The sequence below is a fragment of the Ruegeria lacuscaerulensis genome (assembly GCF_013034745.1).
Lineage (GTDB): Bacteria > Pseudomonadota > Alphaproteobacteria > Rhodobacterales > Rhodobacteraceae > Ruegeria > Ruegeria lacuscaerulensis_B.
Genome location: NZ_WQGP01000001.1, coordinates 225,818 through 247,810, shown reverse-complemented (window position 1 = coordinate 247,810; position 21,993 = coordinate 225,818). Strand labels below are relative to the sequence as shown.

23 protein-coding genes are annotated in these 21,993 nt (G+C 59.6%); 9 read left to right on the top strand and 14 right to left on the bottom strand.

Annotation, left to right across the window (positions count from 1 at the left end):
* Positions 1 to 77: 77 nt before the first annotated feature.
* Genes GOV79_RS01220 through GOV79_RS01210 form a run of 3 tightly spaced genes read right to left on the bottom strand, consistent with a single transcriptional unit; the run spans position 78 to position 4,145 of the window.
* Positions 78 to 2,138, bottom strand: coding sequence for an ABC transporter permease (locus GOV79_RS01220; RefSeq protein ID WP_170788306.1), 2,061 nt, complete (start codon positions 2,136 to 2,138; stop codon positions 78 to 80).
* Positions 2,135 to 3,184: a quaternary amine ABC transporter ATP-binding protein gene (locus GOV79_RS01215; RefSeq protein WP_170788305.1), complete on the bottom strand. Its 1,050-nt coding sequence runs from the start codon at positions 3,182 to 3,184 to the stop codon at positions 2,135 to 2,137. Before GOV79_RS01215 ends, GOV79_RS01220 begins: the two co-directional genes overlap by 4 nt.
* A gap of 10 nt (positions 3,185 to 3,194) precedes the next feature.
* Positions 3,195 to 4,145 carry an ABC transporter substrate-binding protein gene (locus GOV79_RS01210; protein WP_170788304.1) on the bottom strand — a complete coding sequence of 317 codons (951 nt, stop codon included), beginning with the start codon at positions 4,143 to 4,145 and terminating at the stop codon, positions 3,195 to 3,197.
* A 388-nt stretch (positions 4,146 to 4,533) separates the two neighbouring features.
* On the opposite strand from GOV79_RS01210, the gene GOV79_RS01205 reads away from it, so the two are divergent.
* Positions 4,534 to 5,196, top strand: coding sequence for a DNA-3-methyladenine glycosylase I (locus tag GOV79_RS01205; RefSeq protein ID WP_170788302.1), 663 nt, complete (start codon positions 4,534 to 4,536; stop codon positions 5,194 to 5,196).
* A gap of 41 nt (positions 5,197 to 5,237) precedes the next feature.
* Positions 5,238 to 5,924, top strand: a complete 687-nt coding sequence (locus GOV79_RS01200; RefSeq protein ID WP_170788300.1) for a hypothetical protein — start codon at positions 5,238 to 5,240, stop codon at positions 5,922 to 5,924.
* A gap of 2 nt (positions 5,925 to 5,926) precedes the next feature.
* On the opposite strand, the gene GOV79_RS01195 is transcribed toward GOV79_RS01200, so the two are convergent.
* On the bottom strand, positions 5,927 to 6,331 hold the full coding sequence (locus GOV79_RS01195) for a c-type cytochrome (RefSeq protein ID WP_170788298.1): 405 nt from the start codon (positions 6,329 to 6,331) through the stop codon (positions 5,927 to 5,929).
* A 92-nt stretch (positions 6,332 to 6,423) separates the two neighbouring features.
* On the opposite strand from GOV79_RS01195, the gene GOV79_RS01190 reads away from it, so the two are divergent.
* Entirely contained in the window at positions 6,424 to 6,861 is a 438-nt protein-coding gene (locus GOV79_RS01190) for a DMT family transporter (RefSeq protein ID WP_170788296.1), read from the top strand.
* On the opposite strand, the gene GOV79_RS01185 is transcribed toward GOV79_RS01190, so the two are convergent.
* The 3 genes from GOV79_RS01185 to GOV79_RS01175 all read right to left on the bottom strand — a co-directional run bounded on the left by GOV79_RS01185 (position 6,845) and on the right by GOV79_RS01175 (position 9,871).
* On the bottom strand, positions 6,845 to 7,531 hold the full coding sequence (locus GOV79_RS01185; protein ID WP_170788295.1) for an ABC transporter ATP-binding protein: 687 nt from the start codon (positions 7,529 to 7,531) through the stop codon (positions 6,845 to 6,847). The genes GOV79_RS01190 and GOV79_RS01185 overlap by 17 nt on opposite strands.
* Positions 7,524 to 8,819: a lipoprotein-releasing ABC transporter permease subunit gene (locus GOV79_RS01180; protein ID WP_170788293.1), complete on the bottom strand. Its 1,296-nt coding sequence runs from the start codon at positions 8,817 to 8,819 to the stop codon at positions 7,524 to 7,526. Before GOV79_RS01180 ends, GOV79_RS01185 begins: the two co-directional genes overlap by 8 nt.
* Before the next feature lie 65 nt (positions 8,820 to 8,884).
* Positions 8,885 to 9,871, bottom strand: a complete 987-nt coding sequence (locus GOV79_RS01175) for a DUF6492 family protein (protein ID WP_170788291.1) — start codon at positions 9,869 to 9,871, stop codon at positions 8,885 to 8,887.
* A 324-nt stretch (positions 9,872 to 10,195) separates the two neighbouring features.
* On the opposite strand from GOV79_RS01175, the gene GOV79_RS01170 reads away from it, so the two are divergent.
* Positions 10,196 to 10,552: a hypothetical protein gene (locus GOV79_RS01170; RefSeq protein WP_170769168.1), complete on the top strand. Its 357-nt coding sequence runs from the start codon at positions 10,196 to 10,198 to the stop codon at positions 10,550 to 10,552.
* Here the strand turns inward: GOV79_RS01170 and GOV79_RS01165 are convergent.
* Both GOV79_RS01165 and proS read right to left on the bottom strand, forming a co-directional pair.
* Complete coding sequence (locus GOV79_RS01165) at positions 10,549 to 11,439, bottom strand: glycosyltransferase family 2 protein (RefSeq protein ID WP_170788290.1); 891 nt, start codon at positions 11,437 to 11,439, stop codon at positions 10,549 to 10,551. The genes GOV79_RS01170 and GOV79_RS01165 overlap by 4 nt on opposite strands.
* The gene (gene proS, locus GOV79_RS01160) at positions 11,423 to 12,763 is read right to left on the bottom strand and encodes a proline--tRNA ligase (protein ID WP_170788288.1); all 1,341 of its coding nucleotides are present in this window, start codon (positions 12,761 to 12,763) and stop codon (positions 11,423 to 11,425) included. Before proS ends, GOV79_RS01165 begins: the two co-directional genes overlap by 17 nt.
* 167 nt (positions 12,764 to 12,930) lie before the next feature.
* Here proS and GOV79_RS01155 point away from each other — a divergent pair, with 167 nt between their 5' ends.
* The 5 genes from GOV79_RS01155 (at position 12,931) to GOV79_RS01135 (ending at position 18,717) form a co-directional block, all read left to right on the top strand.
* Complete coding sequence (locus GOV79_RS01155; protein WP_170788287.1) at positions 12,931 to 14,295, top strand: FAD-dependent oxidoreductase; 1,365 nt, start codon at positions 12,931 to 12,933, stop codon at positions 14,293 to 14,295.
* Positions 14,295 to 15,269, top strand: coding sequence for an isopenicillin N synthase family dioxygenase (locus tag GOV79_RS01150; protein ID WP_170788285.1), 975 nt, complete (start codon positions 14,295 to 14,297; stop codon positions 15,267 to 15,269). The genes GOV79_RS01155 and GOV79_RS01150 overlap by 1 nt, the downstream gene beginning before the upstream one ends.
* 90 nt (positions 15,270 to 15,359) lie before the next feature.
* Positions 15,360 to 16,433: an AI-2E family transporter gene (locus GOV79_RS01145; protein WP_170788284.1), complete on the top strand. Its 1,074-nt coding sequence runs from the start codon at positions 15,360 to 15,362 to the stop codon at positions 16,431 to 16,433.
* On the top strand, positions 16,434 to 17,123 hold the full coding sequence (locus GOV79_RS01140) for a P-loop NTPase family protein (protein ID WP_170784037.1): 690 nt from the start codon (positions 16,434 to 16,436) through the stop codon (positions 17,121 to 17,123).
* A 49-nt stretch (positions 17,124 to 17,172) separates the two neighbouring features.
* Positions 17,173 to 18,717, top strand: a complete 1,545-nt coding sequence (locus GOV79_RS01135) for a Ppx/GppA family phosphatase (RefSeq protein ID WP_170788282.1) — start codon at positions 17,173 to 17,175, stop codon at positions 18,715 to 18,717.
* A gap of 3 nt (positions 18,718 to 18,720) precedes the next feature.
* On the opposite strand, the gene GOV79_RS01130 is transcribed toward GOV79_RS01135, so the two are convergent.
* From GOV79_RS01130 to GOV79_RS01110, 5 genes are read right to left on the bottom strand one after another with little or no spacing between them, the layout of a single operon-like run.
* On the bottom strand, positions 18,721 to 19,092 hold the full coding sequence (locus tag GOV79_RS01130) for a hypothetical protein (RefSeq protein ID WP_170788281.1): 372 nt from the start codon (positions 19,090 to 19,092) through the stop codon (positions 18,721 to 18,723).
* Between the two features lie 37 nt (positions 19,093 to 19,129).
* Positions 19,130 to 20,119: an endonuclease/exonuclease/phosphatase family protein gene (locus GOV79_RS01125; RefSeq protein ID WP_170788279.1), complete on the bottom strand. Its 990-nt coding sequence runs from the start codon at positions 20,117 to 20,119 to the stop codon at positions 19,130 to 19,132.
* A gap of 5 nt (positions 20,120 to 20,124) precedes the next feature.
* Positions 20,125 to 20,805: a molecular chaperone DjiA gene (locus GOV79_RS01120; protein ID WP_170769158.1), complete on the bottom strand. Its 681-nt coding sequence runs from the start codon at positions 20,803 to 20,805 to the stop codon at positions 20,125 to 20,127.
* 45 nt (positions 20,806 to 20,850) lie between these two features.
* A complete protein-coding gene (locus tag GOV79_RS01115) occupies positions 20,851 to 21,339 on the bottom strand; it encodes a GNAT family N-acetyltransferase (protein WP_170788278.1) in 489 nt (162 codons plus the stop codon).
* Complete coding sequence (locus tag GOV79_RS01110; RefSeq protein WP_170788277.1) at positions 21,336 to 21,938, bottom strand: VOC family protein; 603 nt, start codon at positions 21,936 to 21,938, stop codon at positions 21,336 to 21,338. Before GOV79_RS01110 ends, GOV79_RS01115 begins: the two co-directional genes overlap by 4 nt.
* Positions 21,939 to 21,993: the final 55 nt, after the last annotated feature.

The following is a 21,993-nucleotide window of genomic DNA, read 5'->3' as shown; positions in this document are numbered from 1 at the left end:
TTAGCCCCGTTGGATGGGGCCGTCTTTGTCCGAAATCAAGTGGCGGGCGGGGCGGTCGCGCCGCCGCCTGCCCTTTGTTACAGGCCCAGCGCCTTGCGGCGTTCCTCGGCAAAGCCCTGCACCATACGGTCTGCAATCAGCGCAAGTATGGCCATGGCCGCGCCTGCCGAGATGCCAAGCCCCACATCTGCTTGACCCAGTGCCAGATAGATAGATTGGCCAAGACCGGTGGTGCCGATCAGCGCCGCGATCACCAGCATCGCAAAGGCATACAGGATGGTCTGGTTCAGCCCCAGCAGGATGGTCGGCGCGGCATAGGGCGCGCGGACATCGCGCATGATCTGCCACTCGGTCGCGCCGCTGGAAATGGCGGCCTCCATCATCTCGGCTGGGGTGTTGACCAAGCCGTGCCGCGTGTAGCGGATCATCGGCACGATCGCATAAGCGCAGATCGCCAGAAAGGCAGAGAACTCACCGATCTGAAACACCATCAGCACCGGGATCAGGAACACGAACAGCGGGATCGTCTGCAGCATGTCACAGATCGGACGTACGAATTTCCAAACGGGTTCCCAAACCGCGCTGGCCAGACCAATCAGCCCGCCGACCACGGCACAGGAAAACACCGCCGCACCGCTGAGGTAAAGCGACAGCAAGGCGCGCTCCCACAGGCCCGAGACAAGGATGGTGCAAAGCAGCCCTACTGACAGCGCCGCCAGTCGCCAACCGCCCGCGACATAGCTGAGGGCAGCAGCCCCCGTCAGGACAAAGGGCCATGGAAGATTCGCAATGCCAGTTTCCAACATGCCGATCAGGATCAGCACAACCAGCCCTCCGGTCAAATGCCCGCGCCATGCCATCAGTGCCGCGATCACAGCGGCCACGGCAAAGAGACCGAAGCTCATCCCGGACGTCCACTGAAAGCCCCACGTGAACGGCAGCACCGCTTGGTCGAGACCAATCCGCAGTGGCAGCAGCACGTAGAACAGCGAGTTGTTCTTGAGCGCATCTAACCACGGACCGTTGGCCTGAGTGAAGGCGGTCAAGCCGCTGTCAATCGCCTCGGCCATCGGATCCAGAAGGGTCAGCTCGGACGGGTTCGGCAGCCGCAGCCAGAAGGCCGCAGTGAACAGCACGGTGAAGCTCAGAACCGCCCAGACGACTCGCTGATCATAGCGTTTGCGTTCGGTAGCTAGCGTTCCGCTCATCCGGTCAATGACGACGGCAAACACCACGATCACGAGACCGGCCATCAGGGATTCACCAAACTGCGCCTTGCGCATGGTCAGCAGAACCTCCCAGCCGATATCGTTGAACCCTCCGATCACGGCCGCGATGATTACCATCGACAAAGCCGCCATCAGGCATTGGTTCACGCCAACCATGATCTGGGTTGCGGCCGCTGGGATCTCCACCTGAAACAGTTGCTGGGACCGCGTGCCACCGGACATGATGGCGGCCTCTTTGATTTCGGGTTCGACCCGCTCGAGCCCCAGCATCACATTGCGTGCCATGGGCGGTGCCGCGTAGATGGCCGAGGCGATCAGACCCACAACCGGGCCGAAGCCAAAGAGCAGAAGCAAAGGTGTCAGATAGGCGAAGGTCGGCACGGTCTGCATGACGTCCAGCACAGCCTGAACAAAGTTTTTCACGCGGGGTATCTCATTGGCCAGAATGCCGATCCCTCCACCCACAACCAGCGCCACGGGAACCGAAACGGCCACCAGCGCCAGAGTGTTCATACTTTCAGCCCAATAGCCCGAGGCCAGCACGAAGCTGAGGCCAAAGAACCCCAGCGCCGCCATTGGCAGCCCGCCCAGATACCAGCCCAGCGCGGTGACAAACCCGATCAGGATCGGCCATGGTGTGTTCGCAAGTACGAAATTAGCCGCGTCCATCGGATAGGTCATCAGGTCGGAAAACAACCGCATCGCCGGTTTGATGCCGTTCAGGAACCAGTCCAGGAAGGCTCCGACCCACTGCGTCGCCGGCAACTCCCAAGCGGCGGGCCATTTGACCAACCACGGGGCAATGCCCTCAAGCGCCAAACACTGCGCTCCGACGATAACGGTGATCAGTGCCGCTTTGGCCCCAATCGTCAGGCGTGCCTGCGCAGGGATGTCCGTGATCACCGTCATGTCTCATCCACCTGCAGCGCTGCAGCCAGATCGGACGGGTGAACCGTACCGACGATATTGCCCGCGTCATCCCGCACGGGCACGGGTTCATACAGCTCCATACAATGCGCCAGCGCGGCGTCCAATGTCATACTGGTTGTCAGACCGGGATCGTCCGGGCCACGTTCGGACTCATCGCGCATGACTGAGGCGACCTTGGCGTGCTGGCCCTTGGCGACGTCTTTCGAGAATTCGCGCACGTAGTCATCGACCGGGCGCAGCACGATATCGGTGGGCGTGCCGATCTGCACGATCTTGCCATCGCGCATGATCGCGATGCGGTCGGCCAGCTTCAGCGCCTCTTGGATATCGTGAGTGATAAAGACGATGGATTTCTTCAACGTCGCCTGTATGCGCAGGAATTCGTCCTGCAACTGACGACGGATCAGGGGATCGAGGGCCGAGAACGGCTCATCCAAAAACCAAATGTCGGGGTTCACGGCAAGACTGCGGGCGATGCCCACACGTTGCCTCTGACCGCCCGATAGCTGCCGTGGGAAGCTGTCTTCGCGCCCCTCAAGGCCGACCAATGAGATCACCTCTTGCGCGCGGGCCAGACGTTCCTTTTTACCAACGCCTTGAACACGCAGCGGATAGGCCACGTTTTCGGCGACGGTCATATGGGGGAACAGGCCGAAATGCTGGAACACCATGCCCAGCTTTTTGCGGCGCAGGTCCGTCAGTACCTTTTTCGAGGCTCCAATAACGTTCTCGCCATCCACGCGGATTTCTCCACCCGTGCCGGGCAGCAATTGCGAGATACAGCGGATCAGCGTCGATTTACCCGAACCCGACAGGCCCATGATAACGAAAAGCTCGCCCTCTTTGACCTCGAAATTGGCATCCTGCACGGCGGGAATGAACCCGCGTTCGCGCAAGTCTGTGGCGGCTTTGTCGGCGTCATTCCCTGACCGAGACAGCGCGTCGGTCAGGGCCTTGTCTGCACCGGGGCCAAAGACCTGCCAGAGATTCTGGCAGGCAATGGCTGGTGTTTGCGCGTCAGTCACTTAGGCAGACTCACTGAGTTGCCGCGTCAACAACCGGACGCCACTTGCCTTCGTTTTCTGCCATCCATGCGGCGACGACTTCCTCGACCTTACCGCCGTCGACGTCAATCGCGCCCATCATCGGCTGCTGATCTTCGACTGCCAACTGATAGTTGGTCAGAATTTCATAAGCTGCGGGCCACTTGTCTTCCATGCCGCTCCAGCTGGCCTTGAAGATGCGCGAGGGCGAGAAGTCACAATCATTCACCGCGTTGGGGTTCGGACCCCATGCGGGATCGTTGAAACAGGCTTCTTCACCGGCAGGCAGTTCAACGAATTGCACGTCATAGGCGGACATCGCCCAATGCGGTTGCCAGAAGGTGATCAGCAATGGTGATTTCCGCTCGGTCGAGGCACGCAGTTCGGCAATCAAAGCGCCTTCCGACCCGGCAGGAACAGCTTTGAACGGCAGTTCCAAACCGGTCATGCGGTCCGCACCCGGCGTACCCCAATCAGCCGGATAGTCTACCAGACGGCCACCAGGCAGTGTTTCTGCCGTCGCAAAGACCTGCGCGCAGTCTTTCAGAGCTTCCCATGCAGGCAAACCGGGGCACAAATCTGCCACGTGAGCAGGGTATGCGATGCCTTCCTTGGCATCCAGACCCAGATCACCGATCTCAACCACGGCGCCTTCGGAGACTTTCTTGGCGTATTCATCCGATACGTTCGAAGACCAGATCTCTAGCGTTGCGTCGATATCGCCATCGGCCAGCGCCTGGAACTGGTTCATCATGCCTGCGGTAACGTATTCAACGTTATAGCCTGCAGCTTTCAGCATCTCGCCGGCCACATGCGTCGTCACGTGCTGACCGGTCCATTCGTTGATGGCCAGTTTGATCGGCTCATCCACGGCGCCCATATCGGCGGCATAGGCCGATCCGGCGACGGTCATGGCCAAAAGGCTTACACTCAGTTTCTTCATCGACATTCTCCCTGTCTTCTTTGTGTTCGTCCGGCCGCACATGAAAACGGGCCAGAGCGTTTGATTCACGACATTGCCATGCCGCAACATGCACAAAATCAGCCGGAAAAGGGAAGCGAACAGTTGGGCCCGGCGCGGAAATCACGCGTAAGGTCCATCTGCCTGTCCCCCCTGCTGATACGTGCAGGATACCCTCGCCCTTCCTGTCTATCACACTTTTTCGAGCGGGATATTGATTGATCAGTCAATCACAAACCCAATCCAAACACTTTGTCGAGTATTTCTTTTGCCCAAACGCAACTTTTTTGCCTTTGCCCGTATTCACACAGCGTTTGTGAGGGCTTGAAACCCATCCATCAAAGCGCGACCTTTGAGTCGGAGGACCCTGATGCGCCATTTCGACGAACTCTTTCAAATCGCCGCAGACCGTCATGGCGGCGCGCACGCCCTGGGCGGAAAACTCACCAAGCCCAAGCCGTTGGAGGAACTGGAAGCGATGCCCGAAGACCGCTGGCTTGCGGTGATCACCAAGTGTATCTTTCAAGCCGGGTTTAACTGGAAAGTCATTGAAAACAAATGGGACGGGTTCGAGACCGCCTTTGACGGGTTCGACGTGGGCAGATGCGCCTTCATGGATGACGAGAAATTCGACGCCCTGCTGACCGACACCCGAATCGTCCGAAACGGCACCAAAATCGCAACCGTCCGGGACAACGCGGCGTTTCTGCTGGAACTTCGGCAGGAAGGCGGAGCCGGGCATGTGCTTGGGGGGTGGCCCTCGACGGATTATGTTGGGTTGCTTGCGATGTTGGCCAAACGGGGATCGCGGTTGGGCGGGGCCTCGGCACAATATGCGATGCGATTTGCCGGGCGGGACAGTTTCATCCTGTCGCAGGACGTCACTGCGCGCCTGATTGCCGAAGGGGTGATCGACAAATCACCCACCTCGAAGAAAGCGATGGCAGCAGTGCAAGAGGCTTTTAACACATGGATGGATCAATCAGGCCGGTCGCTGACCGAAATCAGCCGCGTTTTGGCAATGAGCGTTTGAAAACAGATTACAGAGCAGAAGCTAAGGACTAAGCTGCGAACATGTTGCGCCTTATTTTGATGACGTCTGCATTATTTTTGACCTCATGCGGTCGTCCTTTGACCGATCAGGAGGTCGCATTCGCCAGCGCCATTCAGGGCGATACGCTGGATGTGGGCACAGTCCGTCTGGTCAAAGGGGCACCGGTTGCCCCGATCACCTTTTACCGCAAGGAACGTCCGCGATTGGCATGTCGCGAGCGTATCCTGCCCCCGCAGGAAGAAGGCGTGGTGACGGCAAAACCGGCCGCCGTAGCCCTGTTCAACAAGGTTTATTTCACACAGGATTGGTATCTTGAGGACTACATGTCCGATTTCCCCGAAGAGATGAACCTGATCGCTGCCATGCTTCTGGCGCATGAATTGACCCATGTCTGGCAGTGGCAGAACCGCAAGACCACGGGCTATCATCCCCTGCGTGCAGCGGCAGAACATGGCGGCAACAAAGACCCCTACCTATTCGATCTGGCGACCTCGTCCGATTTCCTGTCCTACGGGTTCGAACAGCAAGGTGCCATTGTCGAGGAATATGTCTGCTGCCGCGCCCTGGACCCAACTGCGCCCCGCACCGAGCGACTGCATGAAATGCTGGGCGCGCATTTCGATCTGGCCCCTCTGCCCAGTGAGTGGGCCGAGCGGGCGGTTGTCATCCTGTGGTCCGAGGCCAAAATCGAGGGAATATGCCGCTAGGCTCAGTTGCCCTGCAATGTCTCAAGATAGGCCACAAGATCCACGATCGGTTGGCTTGTCAGGATCGGCTGCCCCTGTGGCGTTTTCATCGAGGTGTCCTGCCCGTCGAAATACGGCCCATAGACCGGCATCGGGCTGCCATGGCTGACCAGCGGGTCGCGCCCGTCGATCCTTGACACGACACGAGCAACCGGGAATGTGCCATCATCGTTGGCAAGGGTTGTCAGGTCTACGGGTTGAATAACCAAAACTCCGGCCATCGGACCATGCCCGGTGGCATCGATCCCGTGACATGTTGCGCAATAATGCTGGTAGAGCTTTGCGCCCTCTTCGACATCCTGCGCACCGGCCTGCGACGCCATCATCCCGGCCGCAACGAAAACACCCCCAACTATCGCTCTGATCATCGCATCCTCCTGTCCCGATTGACATTTGCAGGCTTGCCCGAGGCGCGGCTTGGCGCAATGATCCAGATCAACGCAACCAAAGGATACGGGCCATGACACAATATGCAGTCATCATGTTGGCCGCCGGGGTCGGAGTGCCCATTCTAGCCGCGCTAAACGCGGCTTTGGGCAAGATGATCGGCTCACCCACCACTGCGGCGGTGGTTCTATTTGCCATCGCCTTTGCGGCCTCAGCAGCGGTCATGGTGGTTTATCCCGGCTTTGGGGCCGTGTCCAAAATCGCCGAAGCCCCGAAACACCTGCTACTGGCCGGTGTGCTAATCGCCTTCTACGTCCTGTCGATCACCCATGTCGCCCCGCATTTTGGCGTGGGCAACGCAGTGTTCTTCGTGCTGATCGGGCAGTTGATCAGCGCCGCCGCCATTGACCATTTCGGCCTGTTCGGCGCCCAGGTCACGCCGCTGACATGGATCCGCGCAGGCGGCATCGCTGTGATGGCCGCCGGGGTGGCGATCACGCAACTGGCTTGAGAATGCCCCCATCCAACCGCAGCTTGCGATCCATCCGCGCGGCCAGATCCATATTGTGCGTGGCGATCAGGGCCGAGAGCCCCTCGTCCCGCACCAATGCCATCAGCGCTTCGAACACCTGATCCGAGGTCTCGGGGTCCAGATTGCCCGTCGGTTCATCCGCCAACAATACGCGCGGCGCGTTGGCCAGCGCGCGGCAAAAGGCGACCCGCTGTTGCTCGCCGCCAGAAAGGGCCGCCGGGCGGTGATCGGCGCGCGCCGCAACGCCCACACGGTCCAGCAGCGCCATCGCCCTGTCCTGTGCAGCTTTCTCGGAGACACCATTGGCCAGTTGCGGCAGGGTGATGTTCTCCAGCGCTGTGAACTCGGGCAGCAGATGGTGGAACTGATAGACAAAGCCCACATCCTGCCGCCTCAGCGCCGTGCGGGTGCGGTCGCCTTTGCCTGCGATGCTCTGCCCCGCGATCTCAACGGTGCCGCTGTCGGGCGTGTCCAGCAGACCCGCAATATGCAGCAGCGTCGACTTGCCCGCCCCAGAGGGCGCCACCAGTGCCACCGCCTCGCCCGCGCGTAGGTCCAGATCGACGCCGCGCAGCACCTGCACCTCGCCCGGTGTGCCTTGCAGATAGGTTTTGGTCAGGCCGTTCAGCCGCAATGTCACATCACTCATAGCGCAGCGCCTCAACCGGGTTCAGCCGCGCCGCGCGACGGGCCGGGAAATAGGTGACAAAGAAGGACAGGCCCAGCGACAGCCCGACCGCCTTGAGCACATCGGACAGGTGCAATTCAGCAGGCAACGCATAGATGCCCCGGATCGACGGATCCCAGACCCCGCCGCCCATGACAAAATTCACAAAGCTGAAGATCGGGTCGATATAGATCGCAAACAGGCAACCCAGCACCACACCCATCGTGGTGCCGATAATGCCTGTAAATGACCCGCAAATGAAGAATACGCGCAAGACCGAGCCTTCGCTGAGGCCAATGGTGCGTAGGATGCCGATATCTCGCCCCTTGTTCTTGACCAGCATGATCAGACCCGAGACGATGTTCATCGCCGCAATCAGTACAAGGATCGACAAGATGATGAACATCACATTGTCCTCGACCTCAAGCGCGCGCAGGAACCCACCCGAGGCGTCCTGCCATGTCCAGATCTGACTGCGTTCGCCTGCTGCTTCCAGGATGGGGATCAGAATGGGTGTGAGATTTTCAGGTTCATCCACCATAACCTCGATCTCATCGGCCACACCTTCCCGGTTAAAGAAGGTCTGCGCCTGTTCGAACGGCATGTAGACACGGGTGCGGTCGATGTCATAGCGCCCGGCTGAAAACACATAAACCACCCGATAGGCGCTGACGCGGGGCGAAGTGCCAAAGGCCGTTTTTACCCCATTGGGCGAGGTCAGCTTGACTGTGTCCCCTACTGTTGCGCCGATACTGCGCGCCACGCCTGAGCCGATGGCGATGACGAATTCCTCGTTCTGGAATTCCGACAGATCCCCCACCGCCTGATCGCTTTCAGCGATGCCCGGCAGGTCCAGTAGGTCGTCCGGCTGGATGCCAAACACCTCAACCCCGCTGCTGCGCTGGTGATTGGTGATCAGCACTTGTCCCTTCACCAGAGGAGCGGCACGTTGCACGCCGGGCACCTGCCCGATCCGGTCCGCCACCTGATCGTAGTTTACGATTGTCCGGTCGATCCGTCCTTGTTCATCGAAATTGCCTGCCGAATAAACCGTCACATGCGCGTTGGCCCCCAGAATGGTGCCCACGAACTCGGCCCGAAACCCAGAACGCACCGCCAAAGTCGCAATCAGCGCGAAAACCGCCAGCGTGATCCCGATCAGCGAGATCCAGGTCATTACGCTGACGCCCCCCTCGGCGCGGCGCGCGCGTAGGTATCGCCAGGCGATTTTCCATTCAAAAGGTGCAAAAGGCGGGGGTGTCTTGGCCATACCTGCTCCGGTGTTTTTGTTGGACGTGACCCTTTCGGCATTTGGCCGAATGGTCAAGCCGTGCGTTATCCCGACAGGGCGGCGGTTTGCTGCAATACGGCCTCGGCCCGGTTCCGTTCGCAAATGCCGCGCGCCTCAAGCTCGTGAAAGACACGGTCGCGTAAATCCTGGGGCAGGTTCGCGATGGCACGGTTGTGCAACCCAAGCGTCAATGTGCGCGGGTCATCTAGCAGTCCCAGCAACTGCGTTAACACCTCGGTCGAATAGGTGGGCCAGAGCCCGATGGCTGTGGACTCGGCCTCTTCGAACCAGGGCGGGTATCCGTCGGGGGATTTCAGGCAAAACGCGTTCATCAGCATGAACTCTGACGGCCGCCTGTGCGACGCGAACAAGGCCTGAACCGAGCCGTAGCGCGCGTTGATTTCATCCAGCAGAGACAGGGCAAGTGACCGGCGCACCGGGTACGGCGTGGCAAAGGTCGTCGTCTTAGTCTTCCCAGGATCAGGCCGAGACGCATCAAGGGCATCCAGACTTTGCAGCAGCCAGTTCCGGTGAAAATCGCTTTCAATGTCTATGAACGGGATGCGCGCCGCGCCGCCGGGCGCAAAGAACTCTGCCTCATCAAACTGGCGCAGAAACAGGTTCTTGGTGTCCAGAATTACCATATTCTCGGACGCCGCGACCCGCGCCGCGCCCAGTTTCAGAACCTGTTGATTGCGGTAGCCATTGTTGCCACGCCAACCGCCCTTGCGGATCAGCGGAATGCGAAAGCGGTTCTCGATCAGCACACGATCAAGCACCGGGCGTCGCGCACAATGACCCTCCCCCAGTAGAACATCGTCTCCACTGAGGACGCGTACCTTGTCTTGCAGCGCTCCGTAGGCAGGCAGGATCGGCTCGATCTGCTGCCGCAACGTATCTTCATCAACGTCGTTCATGATCACATGGATCGACCCGATCTGCGCCGGATCAACAAACCGGGCGAAGGATCGCGCCTGAAGTTCCAGCAGAGGGAAGTCCTTGGAATATACGACCGTTGCGAAACTCAGCACCAGGTGGACCCTTTCAAGGTTTTCGCCCCTCTATCAGCAATCCCGTTTGGTTCCAACCAACCCAACGCCCGAATCAGCTCTGCCTGCTGAAGGGCTCGATCAATCAGAGCGTAAGTGGACATCCGTCAGACACACCAAGGGTTGTAACGCCGTTCACAGACATCGCGCAACTGTTTCAGCTATGTAGTCAATGCTAGGCTTGCGTGATCGACTGAACTCAAAATGCAACATATCGCGCGGAACAAAATTTCGATTTTTGATTATTTTGCGAAACTTTGTCACCCTGACTGTGGGGGAATACATTTGTAGGAGCGGGGGTCGCTCATGAGTATTCGACTAAACAAAGAAGAAGCGGGCGTCATTTCAGCCCGGCAGGCATCAACAGAACTGGATTGTGAAACGGCCGCATTGCTGAGGGCCGCGATCCGACCTTTATTTGCAAGTGCTGCAAGTTGGAACAGCCTCACCGATATTCTGAAAGACAAGGGGTATCAACTGGCCTTCCGACAGGGTCGGCTGTGTGTCACCGAGATCGCCACGGCAAAACGGATTTGCGGGCTGCGGTTTCTGGGGTTGGAGTTTCGCGATCTGGTGCAACGGATGGGACGCCCCATCGTTGTTGCCCGCGACAGTGAAACCGGAGACCTGCTAGCCGCCCGACCTTCGGTGAACGGCGCTTAGAAGCTGCGCCAGAACTGGACTGAACGCCGCGTGGTCTTCCACAGGCTGTGGCGCGCCGCCGCTTTGATACCGGCGCATGTTCCTGGTTCGATCAACCGCCCAAGGACCAGTTTCGCGGGCATGTGGCCGCGATGGTAGAACCGGCAGAAATCTTCCTCAGTCAAGTCACGCGCGGCTTTACGCCCGTCGTAATACTTCATCCAAACCCGCGCATAGTCACGGGCCGTCACATCCGTATCACTGCTGGCCCCGCGCCCCCAGAACATAGAGATCGGCTCATCCATCCGTTCGCCCTGATACCCGGCCGTGATCATACGCAGCATCAGGTCATAATCAGCCGCCACGCGAAATTGCGGATCATGGCCGCCCAGCGCCGCAAACACGTCGCGCCGGATCAGGACTGAGTTATGGCAGAACGGCATCCGTTGCAGGATCGCAGTCAGCGACATGCGCTTTTCGCGGCTTTCTGTCCCATCCTCGAACCGACGTAGGGTAGACCCGTACAGGAAGTCGGGCCGGGTCGCGGTCAAACGGTCAGCGACTGTGTTCAGGATGTCATCCGAAGCGAGCGAGTCATCCGAGTTCAGGAACAGCAAATACTGGCCGCGCGCGGCCCCTGCCCCCTTGTTCATCGCGTCATAGAGGTTGCGGTCCGGTTCGCTGATCATGCGGGTTCGCTGCGCGTCTGCAGTGACATCCTGCAGAAAGGCAACTGTGCCGTCGGTCGAGGCCCCGTCCTGAATGACATGTTCGGCCCGCCCACATTTCTGGCGAGCCATACAGGTGATCACTTCGCGAAAGCTATCCTGCCGCCCTTGGGACAGCAGGTTATGCGTCGCCGTGATGACCGAGATCAGCGGCGCGTCGGTGTCAGCCGATTTGCTCATAGATCTCGGCGATCTTGGTGACGGCGGCCTCGGGGCTGAGTTCCTCGCTCTCGCCCGAGCGGCGGCAGGTCAGTTCAACCACACCGTTTTTCAACCCGCGCGGGCCAACGGTGATGCGCCATGGCAGACCGATCAGGTCCATGGTGGCGAACTTGCCCCCGGCCCGTTCGTTGCGGTCATCATAGAGCGGCTCCAGCCCCAGCGCGGTCAGCGCACCGTAGAGCTTGTCACAGGCCGCATCTGCCTCTTCATCGCCCTGCTTCAGGTTCACGATGCCGCAGTGGAAGGGTGTAACACCTTCAGGCCAGATGATGCCTTTGTCGTCATGGCTGGCCTCGATGATAGCGCCGATCAAGCGGCTGACGCCGATGCCGTGGCTGCCCATATGCACGGGCGTCGGTTTGCCATCGGGGCCTTGGACAGTTGCGCCCATCGCCTCGGAATATTTGGTACCGAAATAGAAGATCTGCCCCACTTCGATCCCGCGCGCCACGCGGCGACGATCCTCGGGCACTTGATTGAACAGCACCTCGTCATGAGTTTCATCGGTGCGGGCATATCTCGAAGTAAACTCCTCGAGGATCGCCTGACATTGCGCGCGGTCGTCATAGTCGATCTGACGGTCGCCGAAGCTCAGGTCGGTGACGGCGCTGTCATAGAAGACCTCGGATTCACCCGTATCGGCCAGCACAAGGAATTCATGCGTGTCATCCCCACCGATGGGGCCAGAATCGGCGCGCATCGGGATGGCTTGCAGGCCCATACGTTCATAGGTGCGCAGATAGCTGACCAGATGGCGGTTATAAGCGTGCAGCGCATCCTCTTTGGTCAGGTCGAAGTTGTAGCCGTCCTTCATATAGAACTCGCGCCCCCGCATCACGCCGAAACGCGGGCGGATTTCGTCGCGGAACTTCCACTGGATCTGGTACAGGGTCAGCGGCAGGTCTTTGTAGCTGTTGACGTGGCCACGGAAGATATCGGTCACCAGTTCCTCGGCAGTCGGCGTGAACAACATATCCCGGTCATGCCGGTCCTTCATCCGCAGCATTTCCTGACCATAGTCGTCGTAACGCCCGGATTCGCGCCACAGGTCCGCCGATTGGATGATCGGCATCTGGATCGCTATGTGGCCAGCGCGCGCCTGCTCCTCGTGGATGATGTTTTCCAGCTTGCGCAGCACTTTGAAGCCCATCGGTAGCCACGAGTAAATCCCGGCGGATGCCTGCTTGATCATGCCCGCGCGCAGCATCAGCCGGTGGCTGACGATCTGAGCCTCGGAGGGGTTTTCCTTGAGAACGGGCAGAAAGTAACGGCTCAGGCGCATGGGAGGACCTTCGAAGGTTAAAATTTCGCTGCAAGGTGATTATGCCAAAGCCTCGCCGGGGGCAATCACGCAATGGCGTTTTTGCGACCCCGGGCCCGTCGCATTTTTTATTGACCCGCCAGTCAGGAATCTCAAATGTGACAGGAATGTAAAAACATGAGGCCCGGATGCAGACAATCTCGGAACCCGCCCGTCAAATTCCTGTTGTTCACCATACAGATGTTCTGGTCGTGGGCTCTGGCCCCGCCGGGCTGGCCGCCGCTTTGGCCGCCGCGCGCGCCGGGGCCGAGGTGTCACTGGTCGATCGCTTCGGCTGTATGGGTGGCAACATCACCGCCGTGGGGGTCGAAGGGTTCGCCTGGTATCGCCATGAACAAACGGTCGAGGCAGGCGGCATCGGGATGGAGTTCGAGACCCGCGCCAAAGAGATGGGCGCGGCGGTGCCAGAAAGCCAATCGCTCAGCTATGAGTTGGACAGCGAAGGGTTCAAGCTGGTGGCCGACAAGCTGGTCGAAGAGGCCGGCGTGCATCCCATGCTGCACCGTCAGTTCGTGGCCCCGATCATGGACGGCAACCGGATCACCGGCATCATCACCGAATCCAAAGCGGGTCGCGAGGCGATTCTGGCCCGCGTAGTGATCGACGCCACCGGCGACGCCGATGTCGCCCACCGCGCCGGTGCCCCCACCCACAAAACCGCGCGCGAGGATATGATGGCGGCCTCGGTCATGTTCCATCTGGCCGGTGTCGACAAGCGCGCCTTTATGGAAGGCGTCAAGGCCGATCCGCAGACTTACAAGGACTGGGGCGGCGGCGGTGAGTGGAACATCGAGACCTCAGGCAAAGAGGACGACATGTTCTCGCCCTTCGTTCACAAACCCTTCCAGCAGGCGATTGATGCGGGGATGATCCCGCCGCATCTGAACACCATCGCGGGCACATGGGGCGCGATGCATGACACTGGTGAGCTGACTTATATGAACCTCATCCATCTGGCCGAAATCGACGGAACAGATCCCGACAGCCTGACACGGGGCGAGATCGAGGGCCGTCGTCAATCGATGCTGGCCATCGAGGCACTGCGGCGCTTCATGCCCGGGTGCGAAAACGCGCGGCTGCGGAATTTCGGCATGACCATTGGCATCCGCGACACCCGCAAGATCGACGCGATTTACAACATGACCGAGGATGACGCCCGACATCAGGGCCGGTTCGAGGATACGATCGGCATCTACCCCGAGTTCATCGACGGCTATGGCATCCTGATCCTGCCGACTACCGGGCGTTACATGCAGGTGCCCTATCGTTCGATGTTGCCCAAAGGGATCAAGGGCTTGCTGGTCGCGGGTCGTTCCCATGGCGCAGACAAGGTGGCCCATGCGGCCACGCGCAACATGGCGTGCTGTGCTGTGATGGGACAGGGCGCGGGCATCGCCGCTGCGCTATCGTTAAAAAGCAATCAGGAGGTCGACACGATGAACCTCGCCCCCGTCCACAAAGAACTCGACCGTCAGGGCGTGCGGATTCACTGATGCAGCATATCCCGACCATCGACATTTCGCCTCTGCGTGACCCTGCGCACCCGGACTATGCCCGAACCGTTCAGCAAATCATGGACGCCTGCACTGGGATCGGCTTTCTGTCGATCACCGGCACCGGCATTTCCCCCGATACGGTAGACGCCGTGCGCGCCTGCGTGCGCGATATCTTTGCGGTCGAGGAAAGCACCAAATGGGATCAGGCCATCACGCGCGAGAATTATCGTGGATACATCCCCATGGGATTCTTCACCCCCAATGACGGATCAGGCAATGCCGACAAATACGAAGGCTACAAGCTACACTATGACGTGGCCCCCGATGCACCGATCCGGCAGGACTGCGCACTTTATGGCCCTAACCTCTGGCCAAAGGGCGTGGATAGCGCGCGCGACACGATACTTGGCTATTGGTCGAAACTGGATGCGGTAGCCGATCATCTGCTGGGCGCGCTAGAGGTCGGCCTGTCCCTGCCTGCGCGCGCTCTTCGCGATGCCTTTGTCGATCCAATGACCAACATGACTCTGCTGCATTACCCGCCGCAGGCTCCGGATGAAGGCGGCTATGGCATCCACCCGCACAAGGACACCGACGCGCTGACCATCATCGCCCCAGACCCAGTTGGAGGGCTAGAGGTTCAGAACCGCGAAGGTGGCTGGATCACGCCGGACTGCCCGCCGGGCGGGTTTGTCGTGAATATCGGTGACATGCTGGAACTATGGTCCGGTGGGCGCTTGAAATCCACGCCACACCGGGTCGTGAACCGATCTGGACAAGAACGGTACTCGTTTCCCTATTTCGCGGTGCCACGCCATAACGTTGTTGTCTCGCCCTTGTTGGAGCCGCAACCCGGTTTTGACCGCCCGGCTGTTCACTGCGGTCACTGGTCGGTCGAAATATGGCGAACCAACTGGCCCGATGAAATTGCGGATGAGGCGACGCCGGAACTGGGAACGTTGCAAGACTGACAGGCTGAAAATATCCCTTGCATGAAGCACTTGCATCACCGTGCTGCATACGCCAAGAACGATGGCAAGCGCCGCAAAAAGGGGACAGCCATGGCTTTGCCGGTGAAGGATCAGCTTAGGTATTGGGGCATCGCCGCAGCCGTATTTGTGCTGATGTTATGGGCCCTTGGCGATGTCTTGCTTCCATTTGTGATCGGCGGGGCCATTGCCTATTTCCTTGATCCGGTCGCCGACCGTCTTGAAAACTTTGGCCTATCCCGGATGGCCGCCACCGGGCTTATCACCGTGGTTGGCATTTTGGGTTTTGTCCTGCTGATCCTGATGGTGGTTCCTGCGCTAGTGACGCAGCTGATTGATCTGATCGAGTTCATGCCAAGCCTCGTCAAACAGCTGCGCGGCTTTGTCGAACAAAAATTCCCTTCCCTCCTTGATACCCAATCCAGTTCGCATCAGTTCCTGGTGTCGCTGGGTGAAACGTTGCAATCCAAAACCGGGGATGTTCTTCAATCCGTCGCCGCCTCGCTCGGGTCGGCGATCAACGTCGTTGTCCTGCTGGTGATCGTGCCCGTTGTGGCCGTCTACCTTCTGCTGGACTGGGATCGCATGATCGCCCGGATCGGAGAGCTGCTGCCCCGTGACCACGCCCCGACCATCAAACGGCTGGCGGGTGAAATCGACGATGTTCTGGCCTCATTTGTGCGCGGCATGGGCACGGTCTGCCTGATATTGGGCACCTACTACGCGGTCGCGCTGATGGCTGTCGGTCTGCAGTTCGGACTAATCGTTGGGTTCATCGCCGGGCTGGTTACGTTCATCCCCTATCTGGGCGCCCTGATCGGAGGATCGCTGGCCATCGGTCTGGCGCTGTTCCAGTTCTGGGGCGATTGGGCGCATATCGCGCTTGTCGCGGGTATTTTTGCGGTCGGTCAGGTGACCGAGGGCAATTTCCTGACTCCAAAGCTGGTCGGCAGCTCGGTCGGGCTGCATCCGGTCTGGCTGTTGTTGGCCCTGTCAGTGTTTGGAGCGCTGTTTGGCTTTGTCGGAATGCTGGTGGCAGTTCCGGTCGCAGCGGCGCTGGGGGTTCTTGCACGGTTCTGCACCTCGGTCTATCTGGACAGCCGACTGTATACCGGCCTGGAAGGCTTGAACCAGAAAGACGACTGAATGGCTCGCCAACTGAACTTCGATCTTCCAGCCAAAACTGCGCTGGGGCGCGAGGATTTTTTCGTCTCGCCCGCAAACGCGCTGGCGGTCGCCATGATCTCGGCAACGTCCTGGCCGGGTAACAAGCTGGTCCTGAGCGGCCCCGCCGGTTCAGGCAAGACGCATCTGGCCCATGTTTGGGCGGCGGAAACCGGCGGGCGTATTCTGCATGCCACCGATCTGCGCCACGAAGATGTTCCCGCACTGGCCCAAACTCCGATTGCCATCGAAGATGTGCCGATGATCGCCGACGATGCCGAACGGCAAAAAACGCTGTTTCACCTGCACAACCTGACTTTGGCCGAGGGTAATGCCCTGCTTATGACCGGGCGTCTGGCTCCGAAATTCTGGGAACTGCCCCTGCCCGATCTGCAAAGCAGGATCGAAGGCGCGCATCACGTTTCGCTGGATCCGCCCGATGATGCCTTACTGGGCGCGGTACTGGCCAAACTATTCGTGGACCGGCAGTTGAACCCCGGCCCCGAGGTGATCTCGTACCTCGTCAAACATATGGACCGTCGGTTTGAAACAGCTGCCGACGTGGTCGCCCAGCTTGATATGCTGGCCCTGACCGAGAAACGCGACATTACCCGCGCGCTGGCTGTGCGGGTTCTCAATTCGGACCCCGCTGAAGTCGCATCCGGCGATTGACCCGCAACGAACGATTTCGCATTCTGCGCACGGAATATCTGGAAGAGACATGGATCAGACCGTCGAAACCGACATCCCCGACTGGGGGCCTTTCGGAAAGCCGCTGTTCGACAACCCCGAGGCCCGCGCTCTGTCGCGCGTCGGCGTTGTTGATGTCGGGTCGAACTCGGTCCGGATGGTGATCTTTGACGGCGCGGCGCGCTCGCCCGCCTATTTCTACAACGAAAAAGTCATGTGTGAGCTGGGCGCAGGTCTGTCCGAGACCGGGCGGCTCAATCCCCGTGGCCGCGAACGCGCCCTGGCGGCCCTGCGCCGCTTTGGCCAACTGGCAGATGATCTGGGCCTGCCCGGCCTGCACGTAGTCGCCACCGCCGCCGTGCGCGAGGCCGAAGATGGCCCGGCCTTCTGCAAGGACGTCCATGCCGAGACCGGCCTGACCGTCTCGGTCATCGATGGCGGGGAAGAGGCGCGCCTGTCTGCCCAAGGCGTCCTGCTAGGCTGGCCCGGTGCCTATGGGTTGATCTGCGACATCGGCGGTTCCTCGATGGAACTGGCCGAAATCGGGGAGGGAGTCGTAGGCCGCCGCCTGACATCAGCCCTTGGTCCGCTGAAACTGCGCGACATTAAAGGTGGTCGCCGGGCACGCAAGGCGCATATCAAGGAAACGATGGAGGACCTGCGCGACCGGCTTGGTCCGCAGCGGGATCGTTTGTTTCTGGTCGGCGGCAGTTGGCGGGCCTTTGCACGTCTGGACATGTTGCGTCGGGGCTATCCCCTGAACGTTTTGCATGAATACCGCATGACCACCAAGCAGGTACATGAAACGATCAAGTTCATCGAAAAAAGCGACCCCGAAAAACTGCGCAACCGCGCCGGCGTCTCAAGCTCGCGCATGGCGCTGATCCCTTACGCGATGGACGTGCTCGCGCGGTTGCTGCGCACCTTCAAGCCAAAGGATATTGCGATCTCAAGCTACGGTATCCGCGAGGGACTACTGTACGAACAGATGCCTCAAATTCTGCGCGACCGTGATCCGCTGATCGAAGCCAGCCGGTTTTCCGAGGCCAAGGATGCGCGCCTGCCCGGTTTCGGCAAGCACCTGTTCGACTTCGTGATGCCCCTGTTCAAATCTGCCCCGCCAGCGCGGGTGCGGCTAATCAAGGCGGCCTGTCTGCTGCATGACGTTAGCTGGCGCGCCCATCCCGACTACCGGGCAGAGACCTGCTTCGACTATGTCACCCGCGCCAATCTGGGCGGGCTGAAACACTCGGAACGGGTATTTATCGGGCTGGCTTTGCAGCACCGCTATCGCAACAAGCGCGAGGACACCCGCTTTGCGCCGCTATACGAGTTGCTGGACGAAAACGACCAGAAACAGGCCGAGATTCTGGGCAAGGCCATGCGCTTTGGTGCAATGTTGTGGATGCAGAACGACGCCACCATGGGCAAGCTGCGCTTTTACCCCAAGAAACGCCAGCTTGAGTTGTTCCTGCCCGAAACCGCTGCCGCCTTGTTCAGCGAAGTGGCCGAGGCACGGCTGAATTCTCTGGCAACTGCGTTGAAATCCGAAACCCGGATCGTGCTTAAAGGCTGAACCTCAGATATCAATCTCACCTTCGGGTGCCTCGGGTGGCGTCTGCGGCGCAACTTCCGGGGGTTCCGGTTTTTTGCGGATGATGATGTCCCCATTGGGCAGGATTTCAGGCACCTCATAGGCGCTCCAATCCTCGATCTCGGCAGCCAGATCGGCCAAAGCCGGACCCATTTCGGCCATAAAGGACTGCATTGCCGGCCCAAACTGGTCGGCCAGCCCTAGCAATTCATCCAACGCCGGTTCCATTTCCTTTCGCAATCCTTCAAAGAACAATTCAGCGCCCTGCTCCATCAGTGATGGGCCGGGCTCGTCCTCGGCAAGAACAGGCGTGCTGAGCGCCGTGGAAATTGCGCAGATCGTGATGAAATGTCTCATGGTGAGAATATAAGGCGAAAATACCGCGCATGTAAGGTCACAGGTCGATATCCAACGTGACCGGAAAGTGGTCAGAGGCCGTAAGAAGCGCGTCGTGTAACTCCTTTGCGGCCAAACATGCCGGGTCATGGAACGGATGCCAAATCCGCCAGCGCGGGTTGAGCGCCCGCAAATCATCGCAGATCATGATGTAGTCCAGCAGGGCCTCAAGATAGCCGCCATCGGCCGGACGCGCGAAACGGGCCGTTGACGGTGGCGTGTCTGTGTGGCTCGAAACCGCATGGGGATCGAACAATCCCGTTTGCACCAGAATCTCGACCGAGGATCGCCCGAACAGGTTTTCGAATTCGTCCAGTCCCGGCCCGTCGTTGAGATCGCCCAACAGAATGACCGGCTCATTCGCCTCAAGATGCGCCCGAACGCGCCGCGACAGCCACACTGCCTGCGCCAGCTGTTTGCGCCGGTTGGCAATCGAGATTCGGATCGCTTCGTCCCGGCTACTTGCTCCGTGGGGGGCTTTGGACTTGAGATGCGCGCCAATAAGGCGAAAGCTGGCTCCATCGGACGTCGTCACCGCAAGCTCCATCGGCGGTTTTGAGAACTCGACAAGGTCTTCGGTGGCGTCAATGTCGAGATCAATTCGGAACGCCCCATCAAAACGAGGAGCATCATTTGATCCGGTCCCTTTTGGGTCATGACGAACCGTCAGCACCGCAGGATCATAGAGCAGCGCCAGTTCCTGATGCGTATCGTTGGCAAATCCCATCACCGCATGGCTGGTGCGTAGGTTAAACGCCTCTGCAAACCCTTGCAGGGCGCGCACGCTGTTCTGAGTTTTGCCGGTATTTGGCGCCTCGACAATCAACATCGCATCCGCGTCGACCGCAGTCAGGACCTTAGCGATGGCTTCGACCTGTTGAGCTTTGGTAATATTTTGCCTGCCAGACCAACTGTCATCAACAATCAGCCTGTCCTTGCGGTCAAACAGATTGGCGAACCATTCGATATTGTAGGTCGCCAGCCGCATCGCGGTCAGGCTCGCGCGCCGTTGATCTCATCCCAGGCGCGGTTGATGTCGATCATCTTTTTCTCCGCCAACCGGATCGCCTCTTCCGGGACACCACGCGCCATCATTGCATCGGGATGTGTTTCGCGCACCAATTGACGCCAAATCTTGCGGATATCTGGCAAAGGCATATCGCGAGGCACCCCCAGCACCGTGTAAGGGTCATTCGGCGCATCCGGCACAAACCGCGCGCGCAGGGCCAGAAACTGAGCTTCGGTCTGGCCGAAAATCCGGCTGACTTCCTCTAGGAACTCGTTTTCGTTGGGGTGATAGAACCCGTCGGCCATGGCGATGTGAAACAGCCCCTCCATCAGGTCGCAGAAGGTGGTGCTGTCATCGGCGAACATCCCGGCGATCTTGCGGGCGTATTCCTGATAGCCGGCAACATCGGTCCGGGCCATGTCGAAAACGCGGGCCGCGTCGGCTTCGTCCTCGCGTGCGATTTGAAAGACGTCGCGAAAGGCCGTGACCTCATCCCGCGTTACCTGACCATCGGCCTTGGCCATCTTGGCCCCGAGCGCGATAACAGCGATCGTAAACGCGACCGAACGCTCTGGCGGCGTGCGCAGCTTTTCGAAAACAGCCGTAAGGCTTTCGCCTTGGGCAAGCGCGCTGAGCGCGTCGGATATGCGGGTCCAGATCGACATGAGGGCACCCTACCCTCTGAATTCGCCCGTGTCAGGTGCGACCAATCACTGCGGTGTCAGAATTTTCTGCATCAGCACAAGATCCAGCCGTTTTCCCCATTTGAAGCCCACCTCGGGCATCCGACCGGTCTCGGCGAACCCCATCGCCGTATGGAATGCAATCGCATCAGGATTGGCCGACGAAATCCCCGCGACCAGAACATGCACCTGTTGGGTTCTTGCTACCTTTTCCAAGGCATTCATCAGCGCGCGCCCGACACCCTGCCCGCGCGCGGCAGAGGTCAGTTGAATGGAATGCTCGCGGCACTGCGCGTATCCGGGACCAGACCGAAACGGAGCGTAAGTGGCAAAACCCAGCACCTTGTCGTGTTGCTCGGCCACCAAGAACGCGGGCCCACGCGCGGAGATATCCTCTGCGATGCTCTCGACGTTTCGTTCAGCCGTTGTGAAGGTGATCAAAGTGTCTCGGATGATCGCATTGGTGATGTCAGCGATGGCCGGTGCGTCCAAAACCTGTGCAGGGCGAATGATCATTCCAGCACGCGCAGGCCATGCGGCGTCTCAAACTCGGCCTTCAGCGTGGCGGGGCCGGTATCAAACACCACGCGATCCATTTGGCCCACCAGTTTTGCCAGTTCCAACCCTTCGGGATGCATGACCACCAACCGCCTCAGCTGACAACCACTATGTTGCAACATCCGGGCTGGGTGCAAGTCCCCTTGCCACTGGATGAGCGCAGGAAACAGGTTGTCGAACGGCAAACGCCCGCTGGGCGGAACTGCCATCTGCCACCGCAGGGCGCCTCGTGCCAGATCAATTGGTTGTCCGACACCGTCGGGGAACATATCCAGCGCTGCTGCGATACTGGGGACGCGACAAATCCAGTTAGACAGGCGCGGAGTTCCCTGAAACCGGTCCAGATCGAACCAGCGTGTGCGTTCAAGGTCGGGGGCATCGGGATCGACAGCGATTGCTTCTAGATACAGCCCGTCAGCCAAGCCTAGTAGCCGGTTATGCGTTCCAAACGCCTCGTGTTTGCCACCTTCCTGCAAGGCGACGCCAAGCGCCTGTTCAATATGGGCCGTGGCCTCTTCCAAATTCTCGCCCGCCACGGCCAGATGATCCAGTTGCATTGGTGCCCCCTGCTAGAAAGTCTTCGTCGAAGACTTTCTAGCATAAGATTTTTCG